The sequence below is a fragment of the Microbacterium sp. LWH7-1.2 genome (assembly GCF_038397755.1).
Lineage (GTDB): Bacteria > Actinomycetota > Actinomycetes > Actinomycetales > Microbacteriaceae > Microbacterium.
This window is the reverse complement of record NZ_CP151637.1, coordinates 2,110,033-2,133,493: the sequence shown is the minus strand read 5'-3', so window position 1 is coordinate 2,133,493 and position 23,461 is coordinate 2,110,033. Positions and strand designations below refer to the sequence as shown.

The following is a 23,461-nucleotide window of genomic DNA, read 5'->3' as shown; positions in this document are numbered from 1 at the left end:
GGCGTCGATTTTGACCAGCCTGAGCGGTGTGCTATATCGCGCGCGAATGTAACAATGTCGAATTCCGTCGGGTGGCGCACGGAGCGGGGTTGGGCGGGCGCGCTGGGACGTCTGGGGGCGGGGTTGCTGGGAGGCTCGGGGCGTTTCGACTCGCTCGTACCTCGCTCGCTCAACGAGCGGGGAGAGGGGGCGTTTCGACTCGCTCGTACCTCGCTCGCTCAACGAGCGGGGAGAGGGGGCGTTTCGACTCGCTCGTTCCTCGCTCGCTCAACGACCGAGCCGGCGGGCACAGAGGGAACCGGACAAAAAGGGAGCCCGCCGCGGCTCTCGGGAAGTCGCGGCGGACTCGGTCTGGGCCTGCTACTCGAGGGCGATCGCCAGGAGGCTCGCGCCCGTCCCCCTGAGCGGGGCAATGCCCACGGCGCTCAGCGCGACTCGCATGCGGTGTCGCTGTCTCGGCATATCGACCTCGGCTCCTGTCCTGCGCCTCGGGTGAGCGCAAACCGGACGGCCCCGTCCGGCAGCCCCAGTGTGCCGGACGCGAGACATGTTCCTCGCCGACGCCGCCTACGTCAAGGGCAATGCGGGCGCCGGCGTTACTCGCCAGCCCGGGGCGTTTCGACTCGCTCGTTCCTCGCTCGCTCAACGAGCGGGAAGCGGGGGAGCGGGTGAGAAGTCACGGGATGCCGACGAGCGCGTCGCCCGTCCACACCACGACGCCATCACCCCGAGCCGCAATCGCGACCGGGGCGGCAGCATCCGTTCCCTCCGCGCAGCCCACCGGCGATGCGACATCGGGAGCGGCGGCGGCCACACGCGCGATCGCCACACCCGCGCAGTCTTCGGCACGATGAGCGACGAGGACGTCTGACCCGTCGACCGTCACCGCCAGTGCGTTCTCGGGCGGCAGCGCGACCCACTCGCCGGCGGACCACGACCACGCGCGGTCGTCGCAGGTCAGCGCGATCACGTCGCCGACAGCGTGCAGACCGAACGCGGCGGGGCACGGCGCGGGCACCGGGCCGGACGGGAGGTGGACGGCGCCGGGGTCGCTCGGGTCGACGTAGCGCGATGCCGCGAGCACGTCGGGGTAGGAGTCCCAGAACTCTCCGCGCGTGTACGTGCGCAGCGCCTGCGGCTCGCAGCCGGCCATCCCGGCGACGATCTCGGCGTCGCGGGCCGAGAAGGCCTCGAGCGTCTGCACCTGGGCGATGCCGCGGTAGACGGGTGTCACGTTGGTCCAGGTCGCGCCCTGGTCGTCCGAGCGCTCGATCAGCGGCGCGGGGCCGGTGCACGAGCCGGCCGTGGCGCGCCACCACGCCTCGGAGCCGAGCGCGAGCAGGCGGGTCTGCTCGAGGCTCGGGGCGGCCTCGGTGGGTGTCGGGGTGGGCGTCGGGGTCTGCACACCGAGGGTGAACGTCGGGACAGGCTCCGCGCTACCCCTCGCGACCTCCGGCCTCGCGTGCTGGAGCGCGGCGAAGACGAGCACGGCGACGGCGGCGAGGAGCACGGCGATTCCCGCGACCGCGACCCATCTCGCGGCGCCCAGACGTTGCATGACGTGCCTCCGGGTCAGGGGAGGGGGTCGTTGCGGCCGGGTGTGGGCGACGACCCGCCCGCCTGCCGGACGATGTCGTCGATCGTCAGCTTCGGGTCGGGGGCGGCCTGAGGCTGACCGGCCTGGTCGGCTGCCGGGATCGAGCGCACCGCGGAGACCCGGGGCGTTTCGACTCGCTCGTTCCTCGCTCGCTCAACGACCGGTTGTGCCGGGGCGTGGGGCGTTTCGACTCGCTCGTTCCTCGCTCGCTCAACGACCGGTGCCTTCGGCGGTGCCTGCTTGGCCTTCTTGGCCTGCTTGGCCTTCTTCGGGGCCGGGGCGTCGGCGACGTACCCGTACGCGCCGTAGCCGTACCCGTAGCCGTAGGCGTACGAGTCCGGGCCGCGCGTCGGCACCATCGTCATCGCCACACCGGCGATGCGCGCGCCGGCGACGTTCAGCGCCTCGACCGCGCCCGTGAGCTGGTGGCGGTTGGTGTGACCGGCGCGCACCACGAGGATCGCCCCGCTGGTCGCGTTCGCCAGGATCGCAGCATCCGTCACGGGAAGCAGGGGAGGAGCGTCGCACAGGACGACGTCGAAGTCGCGCTCGAGCACCTCGAGCAGCTGGTGCATGCTCTTCGAGCCCAGCAGCTCGCTGGGGTTCGGCGGGATCTTGCCCGCGGGCAGCACGTAGAGGCTGCGGTTGCCCCAGGGCAGCATGACGTCGGCAAGGCGCGCGCGGCCGATGAGCACGTCGGTGAGGCCCGCGCCCCCCTCGATGCCGAGGTACTCGGCCACCTTCGGCTTGCGCAGGTCGGTGTCGAGCAGCGCGACGCGCTTGCCGGCATCGGCCAGTGCGATGGCCAGGTTGATGGTCGTGGTCGACTTGCCCTCGCTCGGCACGCTCGAGGTGATCACGTACGACGCGTGCCCGTCGGTGTCGAGGAACTGCAGGTTCGTGCGCATCGCGCGGAACGACTCGGCGCGCGGGCTGAGCGGGTCGGCGTGCACGATGAGCGGGCGCTCCTTCGCCTTCGGATCGAAGGCGATCGCGCCGAGGAGCGGGCGGTCGGTGACCTGCTCCACGTCCCGCGGCGTGCGGATGCGCGTGTCGAGTACGGCGCGCAGCACGGCCACGCCGATGCCGAGCGCGAGACCCACCAGCGCGCCCAGCGCGAGGTTGAGCGGAACGTTCGGGCTCGACGGCTTGAGCGGCGGCAGCGCGTCTTTCACGCGCTCGACGCGCACCGGGCTCGTGTCGGTGCCGTTCGGCGTCTCGAGCCGCTCGACGACGGACTTGAGCGACGCGCCGAGGGCGTTCGCGACGTCGGCCGCTTTCACCGGATCAGTGCTGGTCACCGTGATCGTGATGAGGGTCGTGTTGAGAGCAGCGGTCGCGTCGACCGTGGCGGAGAGCTCTTCTGCGGTGGAGCCGAGTCCGAGCTCGGCGATCACCGGGTTCATCACGATCGGGGTCTTGACGAGGTTCGTGTACGTCTGCACGCGGGACTGCGTGAAGTTCGATCCCTGCTGCAGATCCTGGATGGTCGAGCCCGACTGGGTCGACACGAAGACCGTGCTCTGCGCCTCGTACTGAGGGGCGCGGGTGAGCGACCATGCGGCTGCCACCCCGATCCCTACCAGGGTGGCGACGACGATGATCACCCAGTTCTTGCGCAGGATCCGGATGTAGTCGGTGAGCTCCATGTCGCCTCTCGTGGGGGTTGGGCGTGTGCTCCGTGAATTGTTGCACAGGGCCAGCTCGACGCCGGGAGAGCGTTACGCCAGTGCGGTGCGCACGGTGGCCGCGACCACGGTGACGGCCGGCTCCAACTGCCGGGCCGACAGCAGGTACGTCTCCCACGGCTGACGGTACGGGTCGATGACGTCGTCGTCCGCGGGATCCTCCGGCGACGGCACGAGACCCCGGTAAGACGCGATCACGGATGCCGCGGCCCTGAGCTTCTCGGAGGGGTAGGCGGCAGCATCCGTCGCCCCTCTGATCTCGTCTTCGGGCACGGCTGCGGCGATGCGCGCGAACTCGCGGATCGTGAACGTGGAGCGCAGGCGCGACGGCGCCAGCTCGGCGATCGCACGGCGATGCGTGCGGGTCATCGCGAGGATGAGGTCGGGCGTCACGAGGTGCTGCTCGGTGAGGAATCGCGACCGGTGCTCGGCCGTCTCGGACGCCGGAACGCCCAGCGCTTCGGCGATGTGTGCAGCCTCGGGGGTCATCGGGGCGGCCGGCAGACCCCGCGTGCCGGCACTCGAGACGTGGGGCGCGAGATCGGCGAGCCGTGCGCGCAGAAGCTGCTCGGCGAGGGGTGAACGGCAGATGTTGCCCGTGCACACCGTGAGGATGTCGAACAAGAGGGGCCTCCACACGGCGGGTAACGTAGGCGCGTGCCCGATCAGCCTAGCGACGCCGCACCCGTGGTCGATCTGTGGTCGCTGGAGCCGCCGGCGGCTGCTTCCGCGGCCGTCCCCGCGGAGGAAGCGCCCGTCGACGAGGCGGCCGCTCCGCGGCGGTCGCGGCGCGGTGCGCATGAGGCCCGCACGGACTGGCGGCTCGGCGGGCGCACGGTCTACCGGTGGCGCGAAGGCCTGCTGGCGGTCGCCCTCATCTCGCTCGGCGCCGGCGTGCTGCTCGGGGCGGCCGTCGCCGCGGTGTGGGATTCGCCGTGGGCCGCAGCATCCGCCACCGTCATCGTCTGGATCGGGATGCTCCTTCCCATCGTGTGGGCCTTCACCCGGTCGCGCCCGATCGGCCTGCTGCGGATCCGCGCGCTCGACGTGCTCTACGGGCTCGTGCTCGGCGCGCTGCTGCGCACGACTCAGGGGTGGCTCGAGGGGCTTGACGGAACGCCGGCTGCCCTGCCGACCTTGACGCAGGTGGACGGGGCGGTGCCGTTGTCGACGGTGGTGTTCGACGTGGTCGCGCCGGTCGTCGTCGCGCCGGTGGTGGAGGAGTTCTTCTTCCGTGGCGTGCTGCTCGTCGCGCTGTACACGGTGCTGCGGCGGCCGTTCGGGAAGTTCGCCGCGGGGCTCGCGGCCGCGCTCGCGTCGACTGCGCTCTTCGTGCTGATGCACGGGATCTCGTCTGCCGGCGACGTGAGCGGCGTGGTGTCGCTCTCGCTTCTGGGGATGGTGTGCGCGCTCCTCGTGCTGCTGACCGGACGCCTCTGGGGAGCCGTGCTCGTGCACGCGGTCTACAACGCCTCGTACGTCGCTGTGATGGCGTTCGCGACCGCGTTGACCTAGACGTTCAGGCTTTCCGTGCGGCTCGCTTTGTCCCCCGAATGGGGGACATTTCGCATCTCGCGCTTGATTTGTCCCCCGAAAGGGCGGCATTGGTGCATGTCGAATGGTTCTGTCCCCCATATGGGGGACAGGCATTTCGGTTTTTGTCCTCCATTCGGGGGACACGGACGACAATTTGTTACTTTCTGGAAACCCTGGGCCTCTCACTGAACTCTCAGAATGCGATAGCGTGGCACGCGTCGGGCAACCGGGGAGTGCTTGCCCGACACAAATCCCCCCAGCCGATGACGTGCAAATAACTCGGGAGATCTCTGCCATGTTCAAGAAGACTTTCGCCGCGATTGCTGTCGCCGGCCTGCTGGTTCTCGGCGGCGCCGGTGCGGCATCCGCCGACTACACCCCTGACCCTCCGACGGTTGTCGTGAGCGACACCACGCCTGCCGTGGGACAGACCATCACCATCACGTTCAACAACCTGAACGTTCCCTTCATCCGCATCACCGTCACCCCCGGCCAGGGCGTCACGCTCGCCTCGCTGGTCCACGCCGCGGGTAGCGGCGGAGTCGAGAAGCAGGTCGTAAACGGCTCGGCCTCGGTCCAGTTCACGGCCAGCCAGACCGGCACCTACGTGGTCACGGCCACGGACGGCGAGGGCAACGTGGTCGCCACCCAGACGCTCACCGTCGGGACGGCCGCTGCCGGTGGCTCGGGCCAGCTGCCCGCCACGGGTGGCGAGGTTCCGGGGGCAATGATCTGGCTCGGCGTCGGCGCCATCGGCCTCGGCGGCATCGCCGTCGCGGCTGCGGTCGCCCGTCGTCGCGCGGCTGCCAACCGCTGACCTACGACATCACGAAGACCCCGGGCTCCGGCCCGGGGTCTTCGTCTTATCCGGCGAGCTTCGGGGGTGCGGTGGTGAACGACGGGGCCGATGTGTCGGCAGATGCGCCGGGCCGCCGGCGCGCGTGGCAGCATCCGTGGGTGGCCCTCGCGGTCGCCGCCGTCGGCGCGCTGCTCGCCGCGGCGATGATCCTCTGGCTGCCGTCGATGCGCACGGCGATCGCGGGCTGGCCGCTCGTCCTGGTCGCGCTCGTGGACCTGGTGCTGCTGTCGGCTCCGCTGCTGGGCGCTGTCATCGTAGCCGTGCGGGTGACACAGGAGCGATTCACGGTGGCCACCGGGCTGCGCGGGTTCTCGTGGATCGACGTCGTCGCTGGACTGGGCGTCGGGCTCATCGCGCGAGCGCTCGTGGAGCTCGTCGCGCCCTCCGCCGGTGGCCTGGGAGGCGGGTTCGCCGCGGATGACTCGGGCGTGATGGCTGCGACGTTCCTCGCCCTCGCAGGCGCCGTGCTCGTCACCCCCTTAGTAGAGGAGCTGTTCTTCCGGGGATTGCTCCAGCGCGCGTTGGGCGATGCGCTCGCGGGGGCGGGGCGGTGGGTCGCCGGTGCGGTCGCCGTGCTGTTCTCGACGGCGCTGTTCGCGGGACTGCACGCACTTGCAGCAGGACCGTTCGTGCCGGTCGGGCTGCTTCTCGGCACCGTGGCGGTGGGGCTGGGATGCGGCGTGCTGACGCTGCTGACCGGGAGGCTCGCCGGGGCCTTGACGGCGCACGTCGTCTTCAACGCGGTCGGGGCGGCGCTGCTGATCTGGTGAGGCGGCGGGGGCGCGGCATCCGTTCCTCTCTATATAGGGGGAATGTCGCGTGCGGCTGAGAGCGGGGAGAGTTCGAGTGTGAAGCCGCGGGTGCGGTGGGGCATTCGGGTCCGGCATATGCGAACAGAGATTCGAATGTCGGAGGTGGGTGAGATGCTTCAGATATGAACATCCTCACCGATCTGCGGGGCCGGCTCGACCGGCTCGCGGCATGGTCGGAGCTGGATGTCGATGCTGAGGCGCTCCCGTCGAGCGCGGCGCGGCTGAGTGATTCGTCGGTGCTCGAGGTCCTCGCCGAGGTCGGCGCGATCGCGAACGACGCCGACCGGTTGCAGGCGGTGCTCGCCGGGGTCGCGGCCACGCGCTCCTCGCGAGACCGCGGTCAGGGCGGACTCGCCGCGGGGCAGGGGTTCTCCACGCCCGAGAAGCTGATCCAGTCGATCACCGGCGGCACGAGGGCCGACGCCGTGCGCCAGGTGCGCGTCGGCAAGTCGCTCGTGGAGGGAACGGATGCTGCGCCTCCCGCGGTCGCGCCGGGTGGCGAGGTTGCGGGGGTGCCTGACGGGCTGCCGGGGTTCGGTGCCGACGGGGTCGGCAGCGGCTCGGGTGATGGACATCCGGGGGCCGGTGCTGACGACGAGGTCGGCGGTGGCACGCCGGATGAGAAGACGCCGGTGCGGGTGGTGGCGTGGGACGAGCCGCTGCGGCGGGGACTGCTCGATGGGCGGCTGACGACGGCACAGCATGACGCGATCCGACGGGGGCTGGGTGAGCCCCGGGTGGCGACCGCTGAGCGCGGTGCCGTGCCTGGCGCGATCGACACGCCGGGCGAGTCTGGCCCGGGTGGTGCTGCGGGCCCGGGTGGGGCTGATGCGCCCGGCGACGACGGGGATCCGGGGGCGGCGTCGATGCTGTTCCCGCCGGTGGACCCGGCTGAACAGACCGTGCGCGAAGCGATGGTGCGTGAGGCGTGGACGCTGGCGGCGGAAGCGCTCGCGGCGGAGGCGTCACGGCTGCCGGTGGAGGAGCTGGCGAAGCGCGCGCGGACCATGCGGGACATGCTCGACCCGGTCGGGGCCGAGGAGCGTTACGGTCGGCGGTTCGAGAATCGCGGATTCCGGATGTGGGTCGACCCGGATGGCCAGGAACGCGGCACGATCGCCTTCGACGATGAGATGGGGGCGTTCGTGCGGTCCATGCTCGCCGCGGGACTGCGCCCACGCCGCGGTGGACCTCGCTTCATGACCGACGAAGAGCGTGCGGCCGCGGAGAGCCTCATCGACGACCCGCGCACGAACGACCAGCTCGCGTATGACCTGCTGATGGACATGACTCGCGCCGGCGCGCTCGCCGAGACGAAGCGTGTGTTCGGATCCCGGCAGCCAGGTGTGCGGATGGTCGTCGTCAAGGACGCCGGACCCCGTGATGCCTTCGGTCGACTTGTCGCGGTCGGACACGACATGGACGGCGGATGCGCGCTGCCCGGTTCGGTGATCGACCGCAATACATGCGCGAACGGGTTGGTCGAGGTCATCGTCGATCCCGAGGGCAACCCGTTCGACCTCGGGCGTGAAGCCCGCATGTACTCCGCCGCGCAGCGACTCGCGCTCGCCGTCCGCGACGGCGGCTGTGTGTGGCCGGGCTGCGACCGGCCTCCGTCATATTGCGAAGCGCATCACTGCGACCACTTCGCTGAGGGCGGGGAGACGAACGTCGATCGGGGCGTGCTGCTCTGCAGGTTCCACCATATGAAGCTGCACAACACCGGGTGGCGCATCACCCGAGACGGGAGAGGGCCGTTCATGCTGCGCCCGCCGACCGGCGAGGGCAGCCCGATCGTGCTCGGCTCCAAGTCGGCGTGGAGCTGGGCGTGGGATCCACCCCGACCACCCGACCGCGCCGAGTGGCGGCAACCACCGGATCTTCCGCCGAGACCCGGGACCCCGGGCGCGTGGATCCCCGAAGGGTCGCACCTCGCGGGGCACGCCAGGGGTGGCGGACGGAGCGCACACCGAGACGAGAGCGCGCACATGTAGGAGAGGTGTGTTCGTAGCGCAAGAGAGCTGTGCCCGTACCCCGGGGAGAGGGCTACCAGGAGGAAGCCTGCGCGTCCTCTGCAACGCAGACCGCGTGGTGACACAGCCGGAGACGGATGCCTCGGGTCGCGGCATCCGTCCGTGCTCACCGTGTCCGGCTCAGTCGAGTTGCGGTGCGAGCTCCTTGATCCACTGGGCCAGCTCGGGGCCGAGGTCGTCGCGGTCGAGGGCGAGCCGGATGGTCGACTTCAGGTAATCGAGACGATCGCCGGTGTCGTAGCGGCGACCTCCGAAAACGACACCGAGCACCGGTCCGGCGACCTGCTCGTCGTCGGCGAGCACCTCGAGGGCATCCGTCAGCTGGATCTCGCCACCCTTGCCGGGCTCCGTGCGCTCGAGCACGTCGAAGATCTCAGGCTTGAGCACGTAGCGACCGATGATCGCCAGGTTGCTCGGTGCCTCGTCGGCCGACGGCTTCTCGACCAGAGCCTTGATCTTCACGATGTCGGCTTCGTCGGTGCTCTCGACGTCGGCGCACCCGTACAGGTGGATCTGGCTCGGATCCACCTCCATGAGCGCGACGACCGTCGCCGACTGGCCCTGCGAGACCTCGATCATGCGGGAGAGCAGCGGGTCGCGCGCGTCGATGAGGTCATCGCCGAGGAGAACGGCGAAGGTCTCGTTGCCGACGTGCTTGCGGGCGCGCAGCACCGCGTGACCGAGACCGCGCGGGTCGCCCTGGCGGACGAAGTGGACGTCCGCGAGCGAACTGGAATGCATGACCCGCTCGAGCTTCGTCATATCGCCCTTGCGGTGGAGCGTGTCCTCGAGCTCGGTGACCCGGTCGAAGTGGTTGGCGAGCGCGTTCTTGTTGCGTCCGATGATGACGAGCACATCGTCGATGCCCGCGGCCACCGCCTCTTCGACGACGTATTGAATGGCGGGCTTGTCGACGACAGGGAGCATCTCCTTCGGCATCGCCTTGGTGGCAGGGAGGAAGCGCGTGCCCAAGCCTGCGGCGGGGATCACTGCTTTGATCGACGGTGCATTCATGAGAAGAAGGTTAGAGACATCGTGTGAACGAGGTGTGACAGATGTCGCACGATGTGCCGCATGAACGAGCCGGCGCGTGACGCTCACGGCGTGGCGCTCCTGATGTGAGGAGATCTGCGGGTAATGCGCCGGTTTGGTCGAGGCATCCGTGTCGCGTACTATTGATCTTTGGTGTCCGGCTCAGCTGACCCGGTACCGCGAACGTGAGCCCTCCACTGGCGTGTTCTGCGTTTCGACTCGCTTCACGAGCGAGGGGACGAAGACAGAACCACCCCGGAGTGGGATTCACGAACCTCTCCGTTCGAATCAAGAAAGCAGCACTACTGTGACGCGCACTTACACCCCCAAGGCTGGCGAAGCCCAGCGCGAGTGGCTGGTCATCGACGCGACTGACGTCGTCCTCGGCCGCCTCGCCTCGCACGCTGCCGCGCTCCTGCGTGGCAAGCACAAGGCGACCTTCGCCCCCCACATCGACATGGGCGACTTCGTCATCATCATCAACGCCGAGAAGGTCGCGCTGACGGGCCAGAAGCTCGAGCAGAAGAAGGCCTACCGTCACTCGGGCTACCCGGGCGGCCTCAAGTCGGTCACCTACTCGGAGCTCCTCGAGAAGAACCCGGTCCGCGCCGTCGAGAAGGCCGTCCGTGGCATGCTCCCGAAGAACAGCCTCGGCGCCAACCAGCTGTCGAAGCTCAAGGTGTACCGCGGTGCCGAGCACCCGCACGCCGCGCAGAAGCCCACCGCGTACGTTTTCGACCAGGTCGCCCAGTAAGCGCCGCACAGAACAGGACACACTGATGGCGAACATCGAAGAAACCCCCACGAGCTACTCCACCGAGTCCACCGTCGACGAGACCGTCGTCGCCGCCGAGCGCCCCGTGCTCTCGGTCTCGGGCGCCGCAGTCGGCCGCCGCAAGCAGGCCATCGCCCGCGTGCGCGTCGTCCCCGGCTCGGGCACCATCACGGTCAACGGCCGTGCGTTCGAGGACTACTTCCCGAACAAACTCCACCAGCAGCTCATCACCGACCCCTTCACGGTGCTCAACCTCACGGATGCGTACGACGTCATCGTCCGCATCTCGGGTGGCGGCCCCTCGGGCCAGGCCGGTGCGCTCCGCCTCGGCATCGCCCGTGCGCTGAACGAGATCGACGTGGAGAACAACCGCCCGACCCTCAAGAAGGCCGGCTTCCTCTCGCGCGACGCTCGCGTCATCGAGCGCAAGAAGGCCGGTCTCAAGAAGGCCCGCAAGGCTCCGCAGTACTCGAAGCGCTGATCGGCGTCCACTCCGTATGCCGATCTTTGGCACGGACGGGGTGAGGGGGCTGGCCAACGGCCCCCTCACCGCCGATCTCGCACTGTCCCTGGCCCAGGCGACCGCCGTCGTCCTGGGCCAGGGCCGTTCCGCCGAGGCGCGCCGCGCCGCGGGCAAGCGGCTCACCGCCGTCGTCGCCCGCGACCCCCGCGTCTCCGGCGAATTCCTCTCCGCCGCGGTCGAAGCCGGCCTCGCGTCGTCGGGCGTCGACGTCTTCGACGCCGGCGTGCTGCCGACCCCCGCAGCGGCCTTCCTGATCGCCGACATCGATGCCGACTTCGGCGTCATGGTCTCGGCATCCCACAACCCCGCACCCGACAACGGGATCAAGATCTTCGCACGAGGCGGCGTGAAGCTCCCCGACGTCGTCGAAGAGCGCATCGAGTCCGCCATGGCCGGCCCCAAGCTGCAGCCGACCGGCGCCGAGGTCGGGCGCATCCGTCGCTTCGCCGACGCCGAGGACCGCTACGTCATCCACCTGCTCGGCTCGCTGCCGCACCGACTCGACGGCATCCACGTCGTGCTCGACTGCGCGCACGGCGCGGCATCCGGGGTCTCGCCCGAGACGTTCCGCGACGCCGGCGCACGGGTCACCGTCATCGGTGCCGACCCCGACGGCTGGAACATCAACGACGGCGTCGGCTCGACTCACCTCGACCAGCTCGCCGAGCACGTCGTCCGCGTCGGTGCGGATGTGGGCATCGCGCACGACGGCGACGCCGACCGCTGCCTCGCGGTCGACGCGAACGGCAGGGTCGTCGACGGCGACCAGATCATGGCGATCCTCGCGGTGTCGATGAAGAGCCGCGGCCAGCTGAAGGACGACACCCTCGTCGCCACCGTGATGAGCAACCTCGGACTTCACCGCGCGATGTCGGCCCACGGCATCCACGTCGAGACCACCGCGGTCGGCGACCGCTACGTGCTCGAGCGCATGAACGAGCAGGGCTTCTCGCTCGGCGGCGAGCAGTCGGGCCACGTCATCATGAGCGACTACGCCACGACCGGCGACGGCCTGCTCACCGGCCTGCACCTGGTCGCCGAGATCGCCCGCACCGGCAAGACGCTCGAAGAGCTCGCGTCGATCATGACCGTGTACCCGCAGGTGCTCGTGAACGTGAAGGGCGTCGACCGCTCTCGCGCCGCGACCGACGAGGGAGTTCAGGATGCCGTCGCCCGCGCCTCGGCCCAGCTCGGCCTCTCCGGCCGCGTGCTGTTGCGCCCGTCGGGCACCGAGCAGCTCGTGCGCGTGATGGTCGAGGCATCCTCCGAGGATGAAGCCCGCCGTCACGCCGACGAGCTCGCCGGCGTCGTCCGCGCCCGCCTCTCGCTGTAGTTCGCCTCGGTCGGGGTCTGCCCACCCGCGACCGTGAAGGGCGGATCCTCGCGCCCCAGTCGTGCGAGGATCCGCCTTTCGCTGTTCCTGAGATGTGGGCTGACCGCGATTCGGGGCGTATGCCGCGAACGGAATCGATGCCTGCTCATCGAGGGTTCACCGCCGTGTGCGACTCGGTGCCGCGATGGGAGCCCCGCCGACCCCTATCGTCGGGCAGGGGGTTCAGGGGAAAACCCCCATGTGACGTGTCTCGACGCCGACATACACTGGCGTCCTTCTCAGCGATGAGGAGGGGGGATCGACATGGGCGTCCACAGCAAGCGGGGCGTGCCGCAGAGCGATCGACCGCGGGATGCCGCGGATCAGAGTGACCTCGAGGCGGAGCGCGCGCGCGAAGCGGCGCTGGCCGGCTTGTTCGGCCCGCTCGCAGAGGGAGAGCGCCAACAGCCGATCGCGATGGCGGCTGCCAGTGCTCGCCTGATGGCCCGCCATGGGGCAGCGGCGGTGGCCCTGCCCCCGTCGGCGCCGACCGTCGGCGGATTGGTCAGCGTTCCCTCGAGGGCGGTGACCGTGCGCACGACCGTGCCGGTCGCCGTCGCGCCCGCGGCAGTCGCTTCTGAGGTCGCGGATCCGATGCTCGAGCCCGCTCGGCTCGACGTCGCTGTTCAGTCTGCGGCGGTCGGGCCTGGGGACCCGGCCGCCGCGCCGTCGACGGCGCCCGAGATGCCTGCATGGGGCGGGGCTGGGGACCTGGCTGCGGCGTTGGGGACGGCGCCCGAGGTGCCTGCGGTGGTCGGCGCTGGGGATATGGCTGCGGCGTTGGGGACGGCGCCCGAGGTGCCTGCGGTGGTCGGCGCTGGGGATATGGCTGCGGCGTTGGGGACGGCGCCCGAGGTGCCTGCGGTGGTCGGCGCTGGGGATATGGCTGCGGCGTTGGGGACGGCGCCCGAGGTGCTCGCGGTGGTCGGCGCTGGGGATATGGCTGCGGCGTTGGGGACGGCGCCCGAGGTGCTCGCGGTGGTCGAGGCTGGAGATCCGACCGCTGGGTTGGGGATGGCGCCCGCGGCGCCCGCGGTGGTCGGAGCTGGGGCTCCGGCCGCCGTGCTGCCGACGGCGCCGGTGACGCCGGCGCAGGGGACGGGTGCGCCGGTCGCGGACACGGGGGAGTCTGCCTCCCCCCTCGCGACGGCGCGATTCGCGGACTCGGCCACGCCCCGCGTCTCTCGCCCGGCACGCCGGAGGGGTGCGGTGAAGTGGGGGCTGGCCGCGGCATCCGTCATCATCGTCGCCGCGATCGCCATCACCGGAACCTTCGCCGTGCAGTCCGCTCAGGCTCGCGATCGCCTCGTGGCGGCGGTCGCTCAATGGGACACCGCAGAGCAGGCGGCGGCCGCCGCGCAGAGCGACCTGGACGCCGCGATCGGCGAGTACAGCGCGCTCGGTGCGCAGGGTGCCGAAGCCGTTGCCGCGGCCGGTCCGGTACTCGCCCAGCTCGCGGGTGTGAGCGACGAATCCGCACGGCTCGCGGTGCAGGCGGCGCTCGACGCGTTGACGGCGCAGGGGGCCACCGGGCCCGTCGCCGAGACTGCCGCATACGCGCCGGCCGAGGTCGACACCACCGATCTCGAGGCGGTCACGGCCGCGGCGGCGGCCGCCGATGCCCATGGGGAGCAGCTCGGCGCCGCCGCGGCGGACGCGCGCGCTGCCGCGGCGACACTCGAAGGCCGAATCGACGACGCGCATTCGGCGCTGTTCGCCCTCGGTGGCACGCTGCCCGCGTGGGCTGACCGGATCGTGGCAGAGAACCCCCTGCCCGCCGCCCACCTGCAGGACGCCGTTCGTGCCGCAGCGGGAGCGGCGGCAGCAGCCACGGAACAGGCCGCTGCGCTCGAGGGGATGGGGTCATACGTCGCCGCCGTGGCGGCGTTGCGCGACGAGCAGGCGAGGATCGCCGCGGAGCAGCTGCGGATCCGCGAGCTGCAGGAGCAGCGCGCGCAGACGCCACGCGCTCCGCGAACGGAAGACGCTGGGCCCGCACCCGCGCCGCAGCCGGCGCCGGGGGCAGACGAGCCGTCGGTTCCCGAACCGGCGCCCCAGCCCGAACCGGAGCCGCAGCCCGAACCCGAACCTCAACCTGAACCGGGCCCGGACCCCGGAGACGAGTGGCCGTGGCCCTGGCCGTGGCCCGACAACTCCTGATCGACGCGCGAATTTCTCACGGTCCGACCTCCACCGCTGCGGCGCCTTGGCGAGCTAACGTGGGGGCATCCGAGAGGAGCCAACGTGGGTGAACCGATCGTCGTGGGAATCACAGACGGCCCTGCCGCGCAGCGTGCCGTCGAGTGGGCGGTGAAGCGCGCGTCCGCCCATCGCCTGCCCCTCAAGCTCATCGAGGTCGTCGGCGGAGCCGTCGGCGCCGTCGGTGAGAACGAGGTGTTGGATGCCGCCGTCGCGGCGGCGCGGGAGCGGGTCGAAGCCACCGCATCCGTCCTTCCTCGTCTCGGGCTCAAGGTGTACATGCGCGTCGACCGCGGCAATCCCGTCGCGGTGCTGACGGAGGCCTCCGCCCACGCCTCGCTCCTCGTCATCGGCAGCGATCACACCGGCAGCGGGTCGCACCGCCGTGGCGCGCATGGATTGCGCATCGCGGCCGGAGCGCACTGCCCCGTGGTGGTCGTGCCCGACGTGGACGTCTCCCGTCGCACCGGAGTCGTCGTGGGCGTCGACGGGTCGTCGGTGTCGGAGAAGGCCGTCGCGTTCGCCGCGGCCGAGGCCGACCGCCTCGGCGAGCCGCTCATCGCCGTGGCGGTGTGGACGCCGCTCGAGGTTCCGCGCAACATGGGCGCGTACCCCGTGCAGTACCTCGAGAACATGGAGAAGCTGACCAGCGAGGCGCTTGCGCTCTCGCTCGGGGGACTCGCCTCGCGCTACCCCGACCTCGAGATCGAGCGCCGCGTCGAGCGCGGCTATCCGTCGCACGTCATCAACGAGCTCGCCGCTTCTGCGCGGCTCGCCGTCGTCGGGTCGCACGGCCGCGGTGCGCTGGCGCGGTTCCTCCTCGGCTCGATCAGCCAGGAGGTTCTCGGGCGGCTCGCCACCGTGACCGCCGTGGTGCGCTGAGGATCGGGCAGCGCGCAGGGCCGCAGCATCCGTCCCCTCTCACGCGCGGTCGCATCAGCGCGGATCCGGAGTTCGGAGGTGGCCGAGGGTCCTCCTCCGAAATCCGGATCGCGCCTGGCCAGCGCCATAGGCTGGGTGTATGTCTGGGAAGGCCGGGGGGCGCGCGCGCGTCAGCGATGTGGCCGCGGCCGCCGGCGTCTCGGCGACGACGGTCTCGCATGCCCTGAGCGGTGCGCGCGCGGTGAACGCCGAGACCCGCGAGCGGATCCTCGCGGTCGCCCGTGAGCTCGGCTACGTCCCCGACCGGGTGGCAAGCGGCCTGCGTCGCCGCCGCACCGGCGTGGTCGGCCTGATCGGGGACGACCTCGCGGCGACCCCGTTCGCGGGTCGGATCATCGAGGGCGCCCGCCGGGCCGGGCTCGAGCGCGACGTGCTGCTGATGGTCGCCGAGAGCGGCGGCGATGCCGGGGCCGAACGCGACCTCGTCGCGCGATTGCTCGCCCAGCGGGTCGACGGCCTCTTGATCGCCCGCATGTACCACCAGCGCGTCGAGCGGCCGGACGTGCCCGACGGCGTGCCGGTCGTGCTCGTCGACGCGGCGCCGGAACCTGGCTGGGAGGTCGATGCGGTCGTGCCCGACGAGGCGCAGATCGCCTCCCTCGCCTGCGAACGGCTCACGCGAGAGGGGCACCGCGACATCGCGTACGTCGGAACCACCGACGAGTCCCGCGCAGCGCGCGGCCGCCTGATCGGCGTGCGATCCGCCCTGGGCGACTCGGGCATCGCCCTGACCGACGGCCGCCTGGACTTCTGCGCGTCCGATGCCGCAGGCGGTCGCGAAGCCGGCGGGCGGCTCCTCGATCAGCCTGTCCCGCCGACGGCGGTGATCTGCTTCAACGACCAGATCGCCATGGGCGTGATGCAGGCAGCCGCCCGCCGGGGCATCCCCGTCCCGGACGGCCTCTCCGTCGTAGGAATCGACGATCTGCATCCCGTCGCCGACGCACTCGACCCCGGGCTCACCACGGTCGCGCTGCCGCACGACGAGATGGGGCGGTGGGGGATGACGCGCCTGCTCGACCGGATCGACGGAACCGCGCCTGCGCTCGGCGACGGCGTGCACCTGCTCCGGGGCTGGCTCGTCGAGCGTCAGTCCGTCGCGGTGCCGCCGCCTCGCTAGCCGCTAGCCGCTAGCCGCGCGGCGACTCCCTTTCGAATCGGCGCAACCCGCAACGGCGTCAGGCTCGCGTCCGTGACCGCGACCTCGTCCCGGGCACCCTCGAGCTGCAGACCCCGCTCGCCCGTCGTCCCGAAGGTCGCCATCGTGAGCGCGGCACGGCCTCCGCCCGCGAAGACCTCGATCGAGGCGGCGTCCACGACGATGTCGAGCTCGATGCGGCCATCGGCCGGGTCCACCGCCGCGGTGCGCACCTCGCGGTACGCCTCCGGCATCGCGTCGGCGACGGCGTCGGCATCCCGTGCGACGAACACGGAGCGCGCCTCGAAGTCGTAGCCGACCGTCGCGAAGCCGCCGTCACCCGTGAGGACCTTCACCCGGACCTCGCCGGCCTGGCCCGCAGCATCCAATCGCAGTCGATACGCACCCGATGCCGGCACCGCGACGTCCACGGTGTCGCCGTCGGCCAGCCGCGCATCGTCGAGGTGTTCCGGCTTGCCCTCCAGCGCAGCCAGCTCGGGCGCCGGCGACGAGTGCAGCGTCGCGCGCCCGCCGTCATCCCGCAGCGTGATCTGCCGCACGAGCGAGTCCGACCCGCCCTGCCAGTCCTCGCCCGGGAGCCCGCCCGCGTAGGCCCAGTTGTTCATCCAGCCGATGCCGTACCGCGACGCGAGGCGGTCGTCCTCGTCGAGGCGCGGGTCGTCCCACGTGACGGCGGCGTAGTAGTCGGGCCCGTGATCCATCCACTGGTGGCCGGTGCCGTCGGCGGCGAAGCGCTCGCCGTCCCATTCGCCCACCCAGTACGCGGTGCCGGTCGTCTTGCCCTCCGCAGCGCCGTTCGCGCCCGCGACGAGCACCCAGCGGACGTTCTCGGGGTCGCCGTCGACCGCCATGGGGAAGAGGTCCGGGCACTCCAGCACCCCGAGATCCGAGGTGACGAAGTCCGACGTGTACGTCCAGTCGCGCAGGTTCGGCGAGGTGTAGAACCCGATCCGGTCGTGCTCGGCGAGCGCCATCACCCAGTGCCCGGCCGCCTCGTCCCAGAACACGCGAGGGTCGCGCCAGTCGGCCACGCCGGGATTGTCCATCACCGGGTTGCCCTCGAACGAGTCGAAGTGGTAGCCGCCGTCGCGCGAGACGAACAGGGACTGGCGCTGGACGCCGTCGACCTGCTGCGTCACGAGCGCGATCACGGCGCCCTCGCCGAATCCCGCGGTGCCGTTCTCGTCGACGACTGCGGTGCCGGTCCAGATGTCGCCGAGCCCGTTCGTGTACTTGTCGATCGCGACACCCTCGTCGCTCCAGTGCACGAGGTCGGTCGAAGTCGCGTGGTACCACGCGGTGCCGTTCCCGTCGGGGTAGTCGGCGTTGTAGAGGTAGTAGTAGTGCCACACGCCGTCGAGGAGGAACGGCTTCTGCGGGTCGTTCATCCAGTTCTCGTCGGGCGTGAGGTGGATCGCGGGTCGATGCGGCGACCAGTCCGCCGGCCGTTCGAACGCGTCGGTCGTCGCGGACGGCGTGGGCGCGGCATCCGTCCCCGTCCGCGGTGAGAGCGCGACCGCGATCGCGACCACGAGCAGGATCGCGGCGGCTGCGGCTGCCACCAGGACGAGCAGGCGCCGGGGCGCCGCGGATCGGGTGTTCTGCGTGGGCATTCGGTCTCCTTCTCGACTCGGGGAACGGGAGAACGGATGCCTCGGCACGGGGTCGTGCCGAGGCATCCGCTCGACCGTCAGGACAGGTCAGGTCACGGCAGCGGCGTGACCTTGCCGCCCGGGTTGATGTTGATGTTCGCCGGGATGTCGGCGTAGCCGCCGAGCCCGCCGTTGCCGTACGAGTAGTCGACCGCCGACGACGCGCCGTCGATGTCGATCTTCACGGTCGGCGCGAGCGTGCCGCCGCGGCGGAAGTCGCCCTCAGTGCCGATCGTGTCGATGAACGACTGCACCAGTCCGCCCGGCATCACGTAGTGCGAGTACGCCTGGAAGTGCCCGATCGGCTGGTTGAAGTCCGGGGCGAACGGCTGCCCGCCCGCGAAGTTCAGGTTCGTCGGGTTGCCCAGTGCCAGGCCCGAGCCGGAGTTCATCGGCTGGTAGTCGCTGCGGATGCCGTCGCCGACGAACCCGTAGACGCCCTCGGGGCCATCGATGCCGTTCGCGAACGTGCCACGGTGGCTGATGGTGAAGAGGTAGTACTTGCCGTCCTTCATGTAGATCTGCGGCCGCTCGGTCTGGTCGGTGACGCAGTTCGCCGACAGGATGGGCGGCAGGAACTCCCACTCGGTGAGGTCCTTGTTCTTCGCCTTCGCGAGACCGACGTTGCCGATCTGGTAGGTGGCGCCCGAGGCGTTCACCTGCTCGACCGTCTCTGCGAAGGGGTCGCCCTCGCGGTAGCCGAGGTCCTCTTCGTTGCACGTGGCGGACTCGCGCGGCATGGCGGAGTTGCCCTCGAAGACCATGAAGGTCTCACCGGGGTGAGCCGGGTCCTCGAACGTGAACGGGTCGCGGAAGTTGAAGAACTCGTTCTGCGCACCGGTCTGGTAGTAGGTGCCGTCGGCCTGCAGCAGGTCGGTGACCTTGTCGAATCCGGTGAGCTTCACGCCGTTCTTGTTGGCGTGCACCTTGCCGACGCTCAGCGCGATGCGCGGGTCGTAGGGCTTGCGGTTGCTGCCGTCCTCGTTGCGGTAGAACGCGACGTCCGTGAAGAACAGCTTGATCTCGCCGCCCTTCGAGATGCGCGCCGAGCCCGACCACTGGGTCTGGTGGCTGTACGACTGGTCGGGGAAGATCTTGCCGGTCACGCCTTCGTCGAAGACGAGGCCGCCGTACGTCCAGCCGCCGTTCTCGGGACGCTCGTCGGCGGGGATGCCGGCGGGGCGATAGAAGTAGCCGATCTTCGCGAACACGTGGCGCTCGTCGAACACGAGGTTGCGGTCGGCCACGAGCGAGAAGATGATCTCCTGGCCGTTGACGCTGTACTGGTTGGCGTCCTCATCGGTCAGCGGCCACGAGTCCCAGACCCACACCTGCTCGTTGCTCATGTCCGGGAAGTCCTGCGGAACCGCGGGCATGGTGAGCTCGGCGGGCATCGAGTTCTGCTTCGAGCCTGCGGTCGGGTCCGACAGCCGCTTGAGCTGCCGGGCGTCGGCCCGGGTCCACTTCGCGGTGAAGTCGTCTTCGGGGGCGTGCGCCTCCTGCGTGTGCACGGTCGGCTGGGGACCGTCCTGCAGGTCGGGGACGGCCGTCGCGGTGGGGGCCGCAACGGCTGCTGCGGGCAGGCCGACGAGCACGGATGCTGCGACCGCCGCGGCGGCGAGACCGCCGGTCAGGACGCGCCCGACCTTCTTCGGGGGAGTGTGCATTTCTGATTCGCTCCTTGGATTCTCAGCGATGCAAATCGATTTGCATCGCAAACTCATAGTCTCATGTGCAACGCGATAGCGCACATGTGGATCCAGGTGCATGAAGTTCGCGACACCGGGCACTTGACGTCCCGCCGTCGGGCAGGTCATAATCATCCCGCTCGATAAATCGATTTATCACAAGGGAGTGTCTCGGATGACGAGGGCCAGGATCTCAGACGTCGCGGCGGCCGCCGGCGTCTCGGTCACCACGGTCTCGCTCGTCATGAACGACGTCGAATCGCGCATCTCGGACGAGACACGTCAGCGCGTGCGGGAGGCGGCACGCGCCGTCGGCTACGCCCCGAGCTCCGTGGCCCGAGGGCTCCGCACGCAGCGGACCCGCACCGTCGGACTCATCTCCGACCAGATCGCGACCACCCCGTTCGCGGGGCGCATGCTCGCCGGCGCGCAGGATGCGGCACGCGACAGCGGGTACCTCGTCTACCTCCTCGACACCGGAGGCGACGAGGCGATCGAGCGCTCGGCGATCGACGCGCTCACCGCGCAGCAGGTCGACGCGATGATCTACGCGTGCATGTGGCACCGGGTCGTCGACGTCCCGCAGGGCGTGCTGCCCAAGACCGTGCTGCTGGACTGCCGGCCCGCGGACGGCGGCTACCGCAGCGTCGTCCCCGACGACCGTGCCGGAGGAGCTGCGGCGGTGCGCGAGCTCGTCGCCGCCGGACACCGGCGCATCGCCTACCTCGACACCGACGACCCGCTTCCGATCGCCTCGCGACTGCGCCACGAGGGATACCTCGAGGCGCTCGCCGAGGCCGGCATCGCCGCCGACCCGGCGCTGCACGTCACCGCCGAGACCTCGGCCCACGGCGGGCGCGCGGCGGCCGAGCTCCTGCTCGACCTGCCCGAAGAGCAGCGGCCGACCGGCCTCTTCTGCTTCAACGACCGCATGGCGGCCGGCGTGTACATCGCCGCGCACCGCCGCGGCCTCGATATCCCCCGCGATCTCTCCGTCGTCGGCTTCGACGACCAGCAGCTGATCGCGTCGGAACAGGATCCCCCACTCACCACCGTCGCTCTGCCCCATTACGCCATGGGCCGCTGGGCGATGGAGGTCGCGCTCGGCGTCCGCGCGGAAGGGGATGAGGACGCCACGCACCTCATGGAGTGTCCCGTCATCCGACGAGACTCCGTAGGCCCGCCGCCGGCGCAAGTCGCCAAACCGAACCGGCGACGGGCTTCACGCACCGAACGGCCGCCGCAGGCGGCCCCCGATCGGTGACCCACGCGGGCGTGAGTCACCAAGAAAAGGAAACCACAACAATGCGCACAAGGACCCCGATCCTCGTGTCCGCGGGCCTGGTCACGGCGATCGCCCTGACCGGCTGCGGGCAGGCCGGCCAAGGTGACACCACCACCGCCGACGGCCGCACCCAGTTGACGATGTGGACCCACTCCGCGGGCAACCCCGCCGAGCTCGAGGTCTACGAGCAGATCATCACCGACTTCAACACGTCGCAGGACGACTACGAGGTCGTGCACGAGTCGTTCCCGCAGGGCGCGTACAACGACGCGATCGTCGCGGCCGCAGCATCCGGTGATCTTCCCTGCCTGCTCGACCTCGACGGCCCGATCATGCCGAACTGGGCCTGGGCGGGGTACCTCCAGCCGCTCGGACTGCCGACCGAGATCACCGACGCGCTGCTGCCGACCGCCGTGGGCGTGTGGGACGACGAGATCTACTCGGCCGGCTACTGGGATGCCGCACTCAGCATCTTCGCCCGCAAGTCGGTGCTCGACGCCAACGGCATCCGCATCCCGACCGTCGAGGAGCCCTGGACGCAGGACGAGTTCGCCGAGGTCCTGGCCACGCTGAAGTCCGCCGGGTACGAGACGCCGATCGACATCGGCGCCGAGGACAAGGGCGAGTGGTGGCCCTACGCCTACTCGCCGTTCCTGCAGAGCTTCGGCGGCGACCTGATCGACCGTTCCACCATGCTCTCCTCCGACGGCGCCCTCAACGGCCCCGACGCGGTCGCGTGGGGTGAGTGGTTCCAGGGCCTGTTCACCGACGGATACGCGAACAACAGCGGCACGATCGGCAACCAGGAGTTCATCGACGACGAGGTGGCCCTCAGCTACACCGGAGTCTGGAACGCCGTGACCGCGCTCGACGAGGTGGGCGATGATCTGCTGATCCTGCCCCCGCCGGACCTCGGCAACGGCCCGAAGATCGGCGGCGGCTCGTGGCAGTGGGCGATCTCCTCGTCGTGCAACGACGCGGACGGTGCGCGCGCCTACCTCGAGTTCAGCTTCCAGGACAAGTACCTCACCGAGTTCGCCGACAAGCAGGTCGTGATTCCTGCGACGGATGCCGCGGCCGAGGCGTCGAAGTACTTCGGCGAGGACGGCGCCCTGCGTCCGTTCGTCGAGTTCTCGCAGCAGTACGCGGTGCTGCGCCCCGAGACGCCCGCGTACGCGGTCATCTCGACGACGTTCGAGACGGCGGCCAAGGACATCATGAACGGCGCCGACGTTCAGCAGACGCTCGACCAGGCGGTGTCGGAGATCGACGCCAACATCGAGTCGAACGACGGCTACGGCTTCCAGTGATCCACCGCGCCGGCGAGGGCACGTGCCCTCGCCGGCGCACTCCCCGAGAGATCTGTCATGACTGTCACTCCTCCGACGGTCGCCGCCGAAGAGCCTCGGCGCGCCTCCCGTCGCTTCCGCTCCATCAAGGGCCGCGAGACGTGGGCCGGCTTCGGGATGATCGCCCCCGCGGGCATCCTCCTCGTGCTGTTCCTCATCGTCCCGGTGATCCTCGCGTTCGCGCTGTCGTTCACGAACGCGCGGCTCATCTCGCCGAACCCGCCGCGATTCGTCGGCTTCGACAACTTCATCCGCGCCTTCACCGCCGACCCGGTCTTCCTGCAGTCCGTCGGCAACACCGCGGTCTTCGCCCTCGTGGTCGTGCCGCTGCAGGCGGGGCTCGGGCTGCTTCTGGCCGTGCTCGTCAATCGCCGGATGCGCGGCATCACCGCCTTCCGCGTGATCTTCTTCATCCCCGTCGTGACCTCGATCGTCGTCGTCTCGATCCTGTGGAAGTTCATGTACCAGAAGGACGGGCTCATCAACTCGATGATCGACGCCCTCACTTTCGGCGCATGGCAGGGCGTGGACTGGCTCAACGACCCGAACACGGCGCTCGGCGCGATCATCGTGCTGTCGATCTGGCAGGCCGTCGGCTTCCACATGATCATCTGGCTCGCGGGCCTGCAGACGATCCCCGAGGAGCTCTACGAGGCCGCGAAGATGGACGGTGCGAGCCCGTGGCGCCAATTCACCAGCGTGACCTGGCCGGGCCTCAGGCCCACCATGGTCTTCGTCCTCGTCACCATCACCATCGCCGCGCTCGGACTGTTCGTGCAGATCAGCGTCATGACCCAGGGCGGACCGGTGAACTCCACCTCGACCATCGTCTTCCACGCCGTGCGCAAGGGGTATGCGCAGCAGGAGATCGGCTACGCCGCGGCGATCTCTCTGATCTTCTTCGTCGCGGTCCTCGCCATCGCGCTCATCCAGCGCCGGCTCACGCGAGAGAAGGACTGA

General features: G+C 70.2%; 19 protein-coding genes. 13 read left to right on the top strand and 6 right to left on the bottom strand.

The features are described from left to right. Positions 1-676: 676 nt before the first annotated feature. The 3 genes from MRBLWH7_RS10025 to MRBLWH7_RS10015 form a co-directional block, all read right to left on the bottom strand. The gene (locus MRBLWH7_RS10025) at positions 677-1,558 is read right to left on the bottom strand and encodes a hypothetical protein (RefSeq protein WP_342001702.1); all 882 of its coding nucleotides are present in this window, start codon (positions 1,556-1,558) and stop codon (positions 677-679) included. Between the two features lie 14 nt (positions 1,559-1,572). Beyond that, on the bottom strand, positions 1,573-3,246 hold the full coding sequence (locus MRBLWH7_RS10020; RefSeq protein ID WP_342001700.1) for a polysaccharide biosynthesis tyrosine autokinase: 1,674 nt from the start codon (positions 3,244-3,246) through the stop codon (positions 1,573-1,575). A gap of 72 nt (positions 3,247-3,318) precedes the next feature. Next, positions 3,319-3,924: a low molecular weight phosphatase family protein gene (locus tag MRBLWH7_RS10015; RefSeq protein ID WP_342001698.1), complete on the bottom strand. Its 606-nt coding sequence runs from the start codon at positions 3,922-3,924 to the stop codon at positions 3,319-3,321. Positions 3,925-3,942: 18 nt separating this feature from the next. On the opposite strand from MRBLWH7_RS10015, the gene MRBLWH7_RS10010 reads away from it, so the two are divergent. From MRBLWH7_RS10010 to MRBLWH7_RS09995, 4 genes are all read left to right on the top strand, one after another. After that, entirely contained in the window at positions 3,943-4,800 is an 858-nt protein-coding gene (locus tag MRBLWH7_RS10010) for a CPBP family intramembrane glutamic endopeptidase (protein ID WP_342001696.1), read from the top strand. A gap of 316 nt (positions 4,801-5,116) precedes the next feature. After that, complete coding sequence (locus MRBLWH7_RS10005; protein WP_342001694.1) at positions 5,117-5,638, top strand: LPXTG cell wall anchor domain-containing protein; 522 nt, start codon at positions 5,117-5,119, stop codon at positions 5,636-5,638. A gap of 74 nt (positions 5,639-5,712) precedes the next feature. After that, complete coding sequence (locus tag MRBLWH7_RS10000) at positions 5,713-6,450, top strand: CPBP family intramembrane glutamic endopeptidase (RefSeq protein ID WP_342001693.1); 738 nt, start codon at positions 5,713-5,715, stop codon at positions 6,448-6,450. A 164-nt stretch (positions 6,451-6,614) separates the two neighbouring features. Continuing rightward, a complete protein-coding gene (locus tag MRBLWH7_RS09995) occupies positions 6,615-8,486 on the top strand; it encodes a DUF222 domain-containing protein (RefSeq protein WP_342001692.1) in 1,872 nt (623 codons plus the stop codon). Positions 8,487-8,645: 159 nt separating this feature from the next. Here the strand turns inward: MRBLWH7_RS09995 and galU are convergent, their stop codons facing one another. Beyond that, positions 8,646-9,539: a UTP--glucose-1-phosphate uridylyltransferase GalU gene (gene galU / locus MRBLWH7_RS09990; RefSeq protein WP_342001690.1), complete on the bottom strand. Its 894-nt coding sequence runs from the start codon at positions 9,537-9,539 to the stop codon at positions 8,646-8,648. Between the two features lie 325 nt (positions 9,540-9,864). Between galU and rplM the strand changes: the two genes are divergently transcribed. From rplM to MRBLWH7_RS09960, 6 genes are all read left to right on the top strand, one after another. Then, entirely contained in the window at positions 9,865-10,311 is a 447-nt protein-coding gene (gene rplM / locus MRBLWH7_RS09985) for a 50S ribosomal protein L13 (protein ID WP_310288502.1), read from the top strand. A 25-nt stretch (positions 10,312-10,336) separates the two neighbouring features. Then, positions 10,337-10,813, top strand: coding sequence for a 30S ribosomal protein S9 (gene rpsI, locus MRBLWH7_RS09980; protein WP_342001685.1), 477 nt, complete (start codon positions 10,337-10,339; stop codon positions 10,811-10,813). Positions 10,814-10,829: 16 nt separating this feature from the next. Beyond that, positions 10,830-12,188, top strand: a complete 1,359-nt coding sequence (glmM, locus tag MRBLWH7_RS09975; RefSeq protein ID WP_342001683.1) for a phosphoglucosamine mutase — start codon at positions 10,830-10,832, stop codon at positions 12,186-12,188. 303 nt (positions 12,189-12,491) lie between these two features. Continuing rightward, on the top strand, positions 12,492-14,387 hold the full coding sequence (locus tag MRBLWH7_RS09970) for a hypothetical protein (protein ID WP_342001681.1): 1,896 nt from the start codon (positions 12,492-12,494) through the stop codon (positions 14,385-14,387). An 84-nt stretch (positions 14,388-14,471) separates the two neighbouring features. Next, positions 14,472-15,308 (top strand): universal stress protein, encoded by an 837-nt coding sequence (locus MRBLWH7_RS09965; protein WP_342001679.1) that lies wholly within the window; start codon positions 14,472-14,474, stop codon positions 15,306-15,308. Between the two features lie 139 nt (positions 15,309-15,447). After that, positions 15,448-16,488, top strand: a complete 1,041-nt coding sequence (locus tag MRBLWH7_RS09960) for a LacI family DNA-binding transcriptional regulator (protein ID WP_342001677.1) — start codon at positions 15,448-15,450, stop codon at positions 16,486-16,488. On the opposite strand, the gene MRBLWH7_RS09955 is transcribed toward MRBLWH7_RS09960, so the two are convergent. Both MRBLWH7_RS09955 and MRBLWH7_RS09950 read right to left on the bottom strand, forming a co-directional pair. Beyond that, positions 16,485-18,140: a glycoside hydrolase family 32 protein gene (locus MRBLWH7_RS09955; protein ID WP_342001675.1), complete on the bottom strand. Its 1,656-nt coding sequence runs from the start codon at positions 18,138-18,140 to the stop codon at positions 16,485-16,487. The genes MRBLWH7_RS09960 and MRBLWH7_RS09955 overlap by 4 nt on opposite strands. Positions 18,141-18,232: 92 nt before the next feature. Continuing rightward, positions 18,233-19,846, bottom strand: coding sequence for a glycoside hydrolase family 68 protein (locus MRBLWH7_RS09950; RefSeq protein WP_342001673.1), 1,614 nt, complete (start codon positions 19,844-19,846; stop codon positions 18,233-18,235). A gap of 196 nt (positions 19,847-20,042) precedes the next feature. Between MRBLWH7_RS09950 and MRBLWH7_RS09945 the strand changes: the two genes are divergently transcribed. Genes MRBLWH7_RS09945 through MRBLWH7_RS09935 form a run of 3 tightly spaced genes read left to right on the top strand, consistent with a single transcriptional unit; the run spans position 20,043 to position 23,461 of the window. Further along, positions 20,043-21,131, top strand: coding sequence for a LacI family DNA-binding transcriptional regulator (locus MRBLWH7_RS09945; RefSeq protein ID WP_342001670.1), 1,089 nt, complete (start codon positions 20,043-20,045; stop codon positions 21,129-21,131). A 41-nt stretch (positions 21,132-21,172) separates the two neighbouring features. After that, positions 21,173-22,462, top strand: coding sequence for an extracellular solute-binding protein (locus MRBLWH7_RS09940; protein WP_342001668.1), 1,290 nt, complete (start codon positions 21,173-21,175; stop codon positions 22,460-22,462). Between the two features lie 57 nt (positions 22,463-22,519). Then, positions 22,520-23,461 carry a sugar ABC transporter permease gene (locus MRBLWH7_RS09935; protein WP_342001666.1) on the top strand — a complete coding sequence of 314 codons (942 nt, stop codon included), beginning with the start codon at positions 22,520-22,522 and terminating at the stop codon, positions 23,459-23,461.

What these genes read in the sequence shown, in the direction of transcription:
- MRBLWH7_RS10025 (WP_342001702.1), bottom strand. Translation starts at nt 1,558, where the DNA reads ATGCAACGTCTGGGCGCCGCGAGATGGGTCGCGGTCGCGGGAATCGCC.
- MRBLWH7_RS10020 (WP_342001700.1), bottom strand. Translation starts at nt 3,246, where the DNA reads ATGGAGCTCACCGACTACATCCGGATCCTGCGCAAGAACTGGGTGATC.
- MRBLWH7_RS10005 (WP_342001694.1), top strand. Translation starts at nt 5,117, where the DNA reads ATGTTCAAGAAGACTTTCGCCGCGATTGCTGTCGCCGGCCTGCTGGTT.
- MRBLWH7_RS09995 (WP_342001692.1), top strand. Translation starts at nt 6,615, where the DNA reads ATGAACATCCTCACCGATCTGCGGGGCCGGCTCGACCGGCTCGCGGCA.
- galU (WP_342001690.1), bottom strand. Translation starts at nt 9,539, where the DNA reads ATGAATGCACCGTCGATCAAAGCAGTGATCCCCGCCGCAGGCTTGGGC.
- rpsI (WP_342001685.1), top strand. Translation starts at nt 10,337, where the DNA reads ATGGCGAACATCGAAGAAACCCCCACGAGCTACTCCACCGAGTCCACC.
- glmM (WP_342001683.1), top strand. Translation starts at nt 10,830, where the DNA reads ATGCCGATCTTTGGCACGGACGGGGTGAGGGGGCTGGCCAACGGCCCC.
- MRBLWH7_RS09970 (WP_342001681.1), top strand. Translation starts at nt 12,492, where the DNA reads ATGGGCGTCCACAGCAAGCGGGGCGTGCCGCAGAGCGATCGACCGCGG.
- MRBLWH7_RS09960 (WP_342001677.1), top strand. Translation starts at nt 15,448, where the DNA reads ATGTCTGGGAAGGCCGGGGGGCGCGCGCGCGTCAGCGATGTGGCCGCG.
- MRBLWH7_RS09955 (WP_342001675.1), bottom strand. Translation starts at nt 18,140, where the DNA reads ATGCCCACGCAGAACACCCGATCCGCGGCGCCCCGGCGCCTGCTCGTC.
- MRBLWH7_RS09950 (WP_342001673.1), bottom strand. Translation starts at nt 19,846, where the DNA reads ATGCACACTCCCCCGAAGAAGGTCGGGCGCGTCCTGACCGGCGGTCTC.
- MRBLWH7_RS09945 (WP_342001670.1), top strand. Translation starts at nt 20,043, where the DNA reads ATGACGAGGGCCAGGATCTCAGACGTCGCGGCGGCCGCCGGCGTCTCG.
- MRBLWH7_RS09940 (WP_342001668.1), top strand. Translation starts at nt 21,173, where the DNA reads ATGCGCACAAGGACCCCGATCCTCGTGTCCGCGGGCCTGGTCACGGCG.
- MRBLWH7_RS09935 (WP_342001666.1), top strand. Translation starts at nt 22,520, where the DNA reads ATGACTGTCACTCCTCCGACGGTCGCCGCCGAAGAGCCTCGGCGCGCC.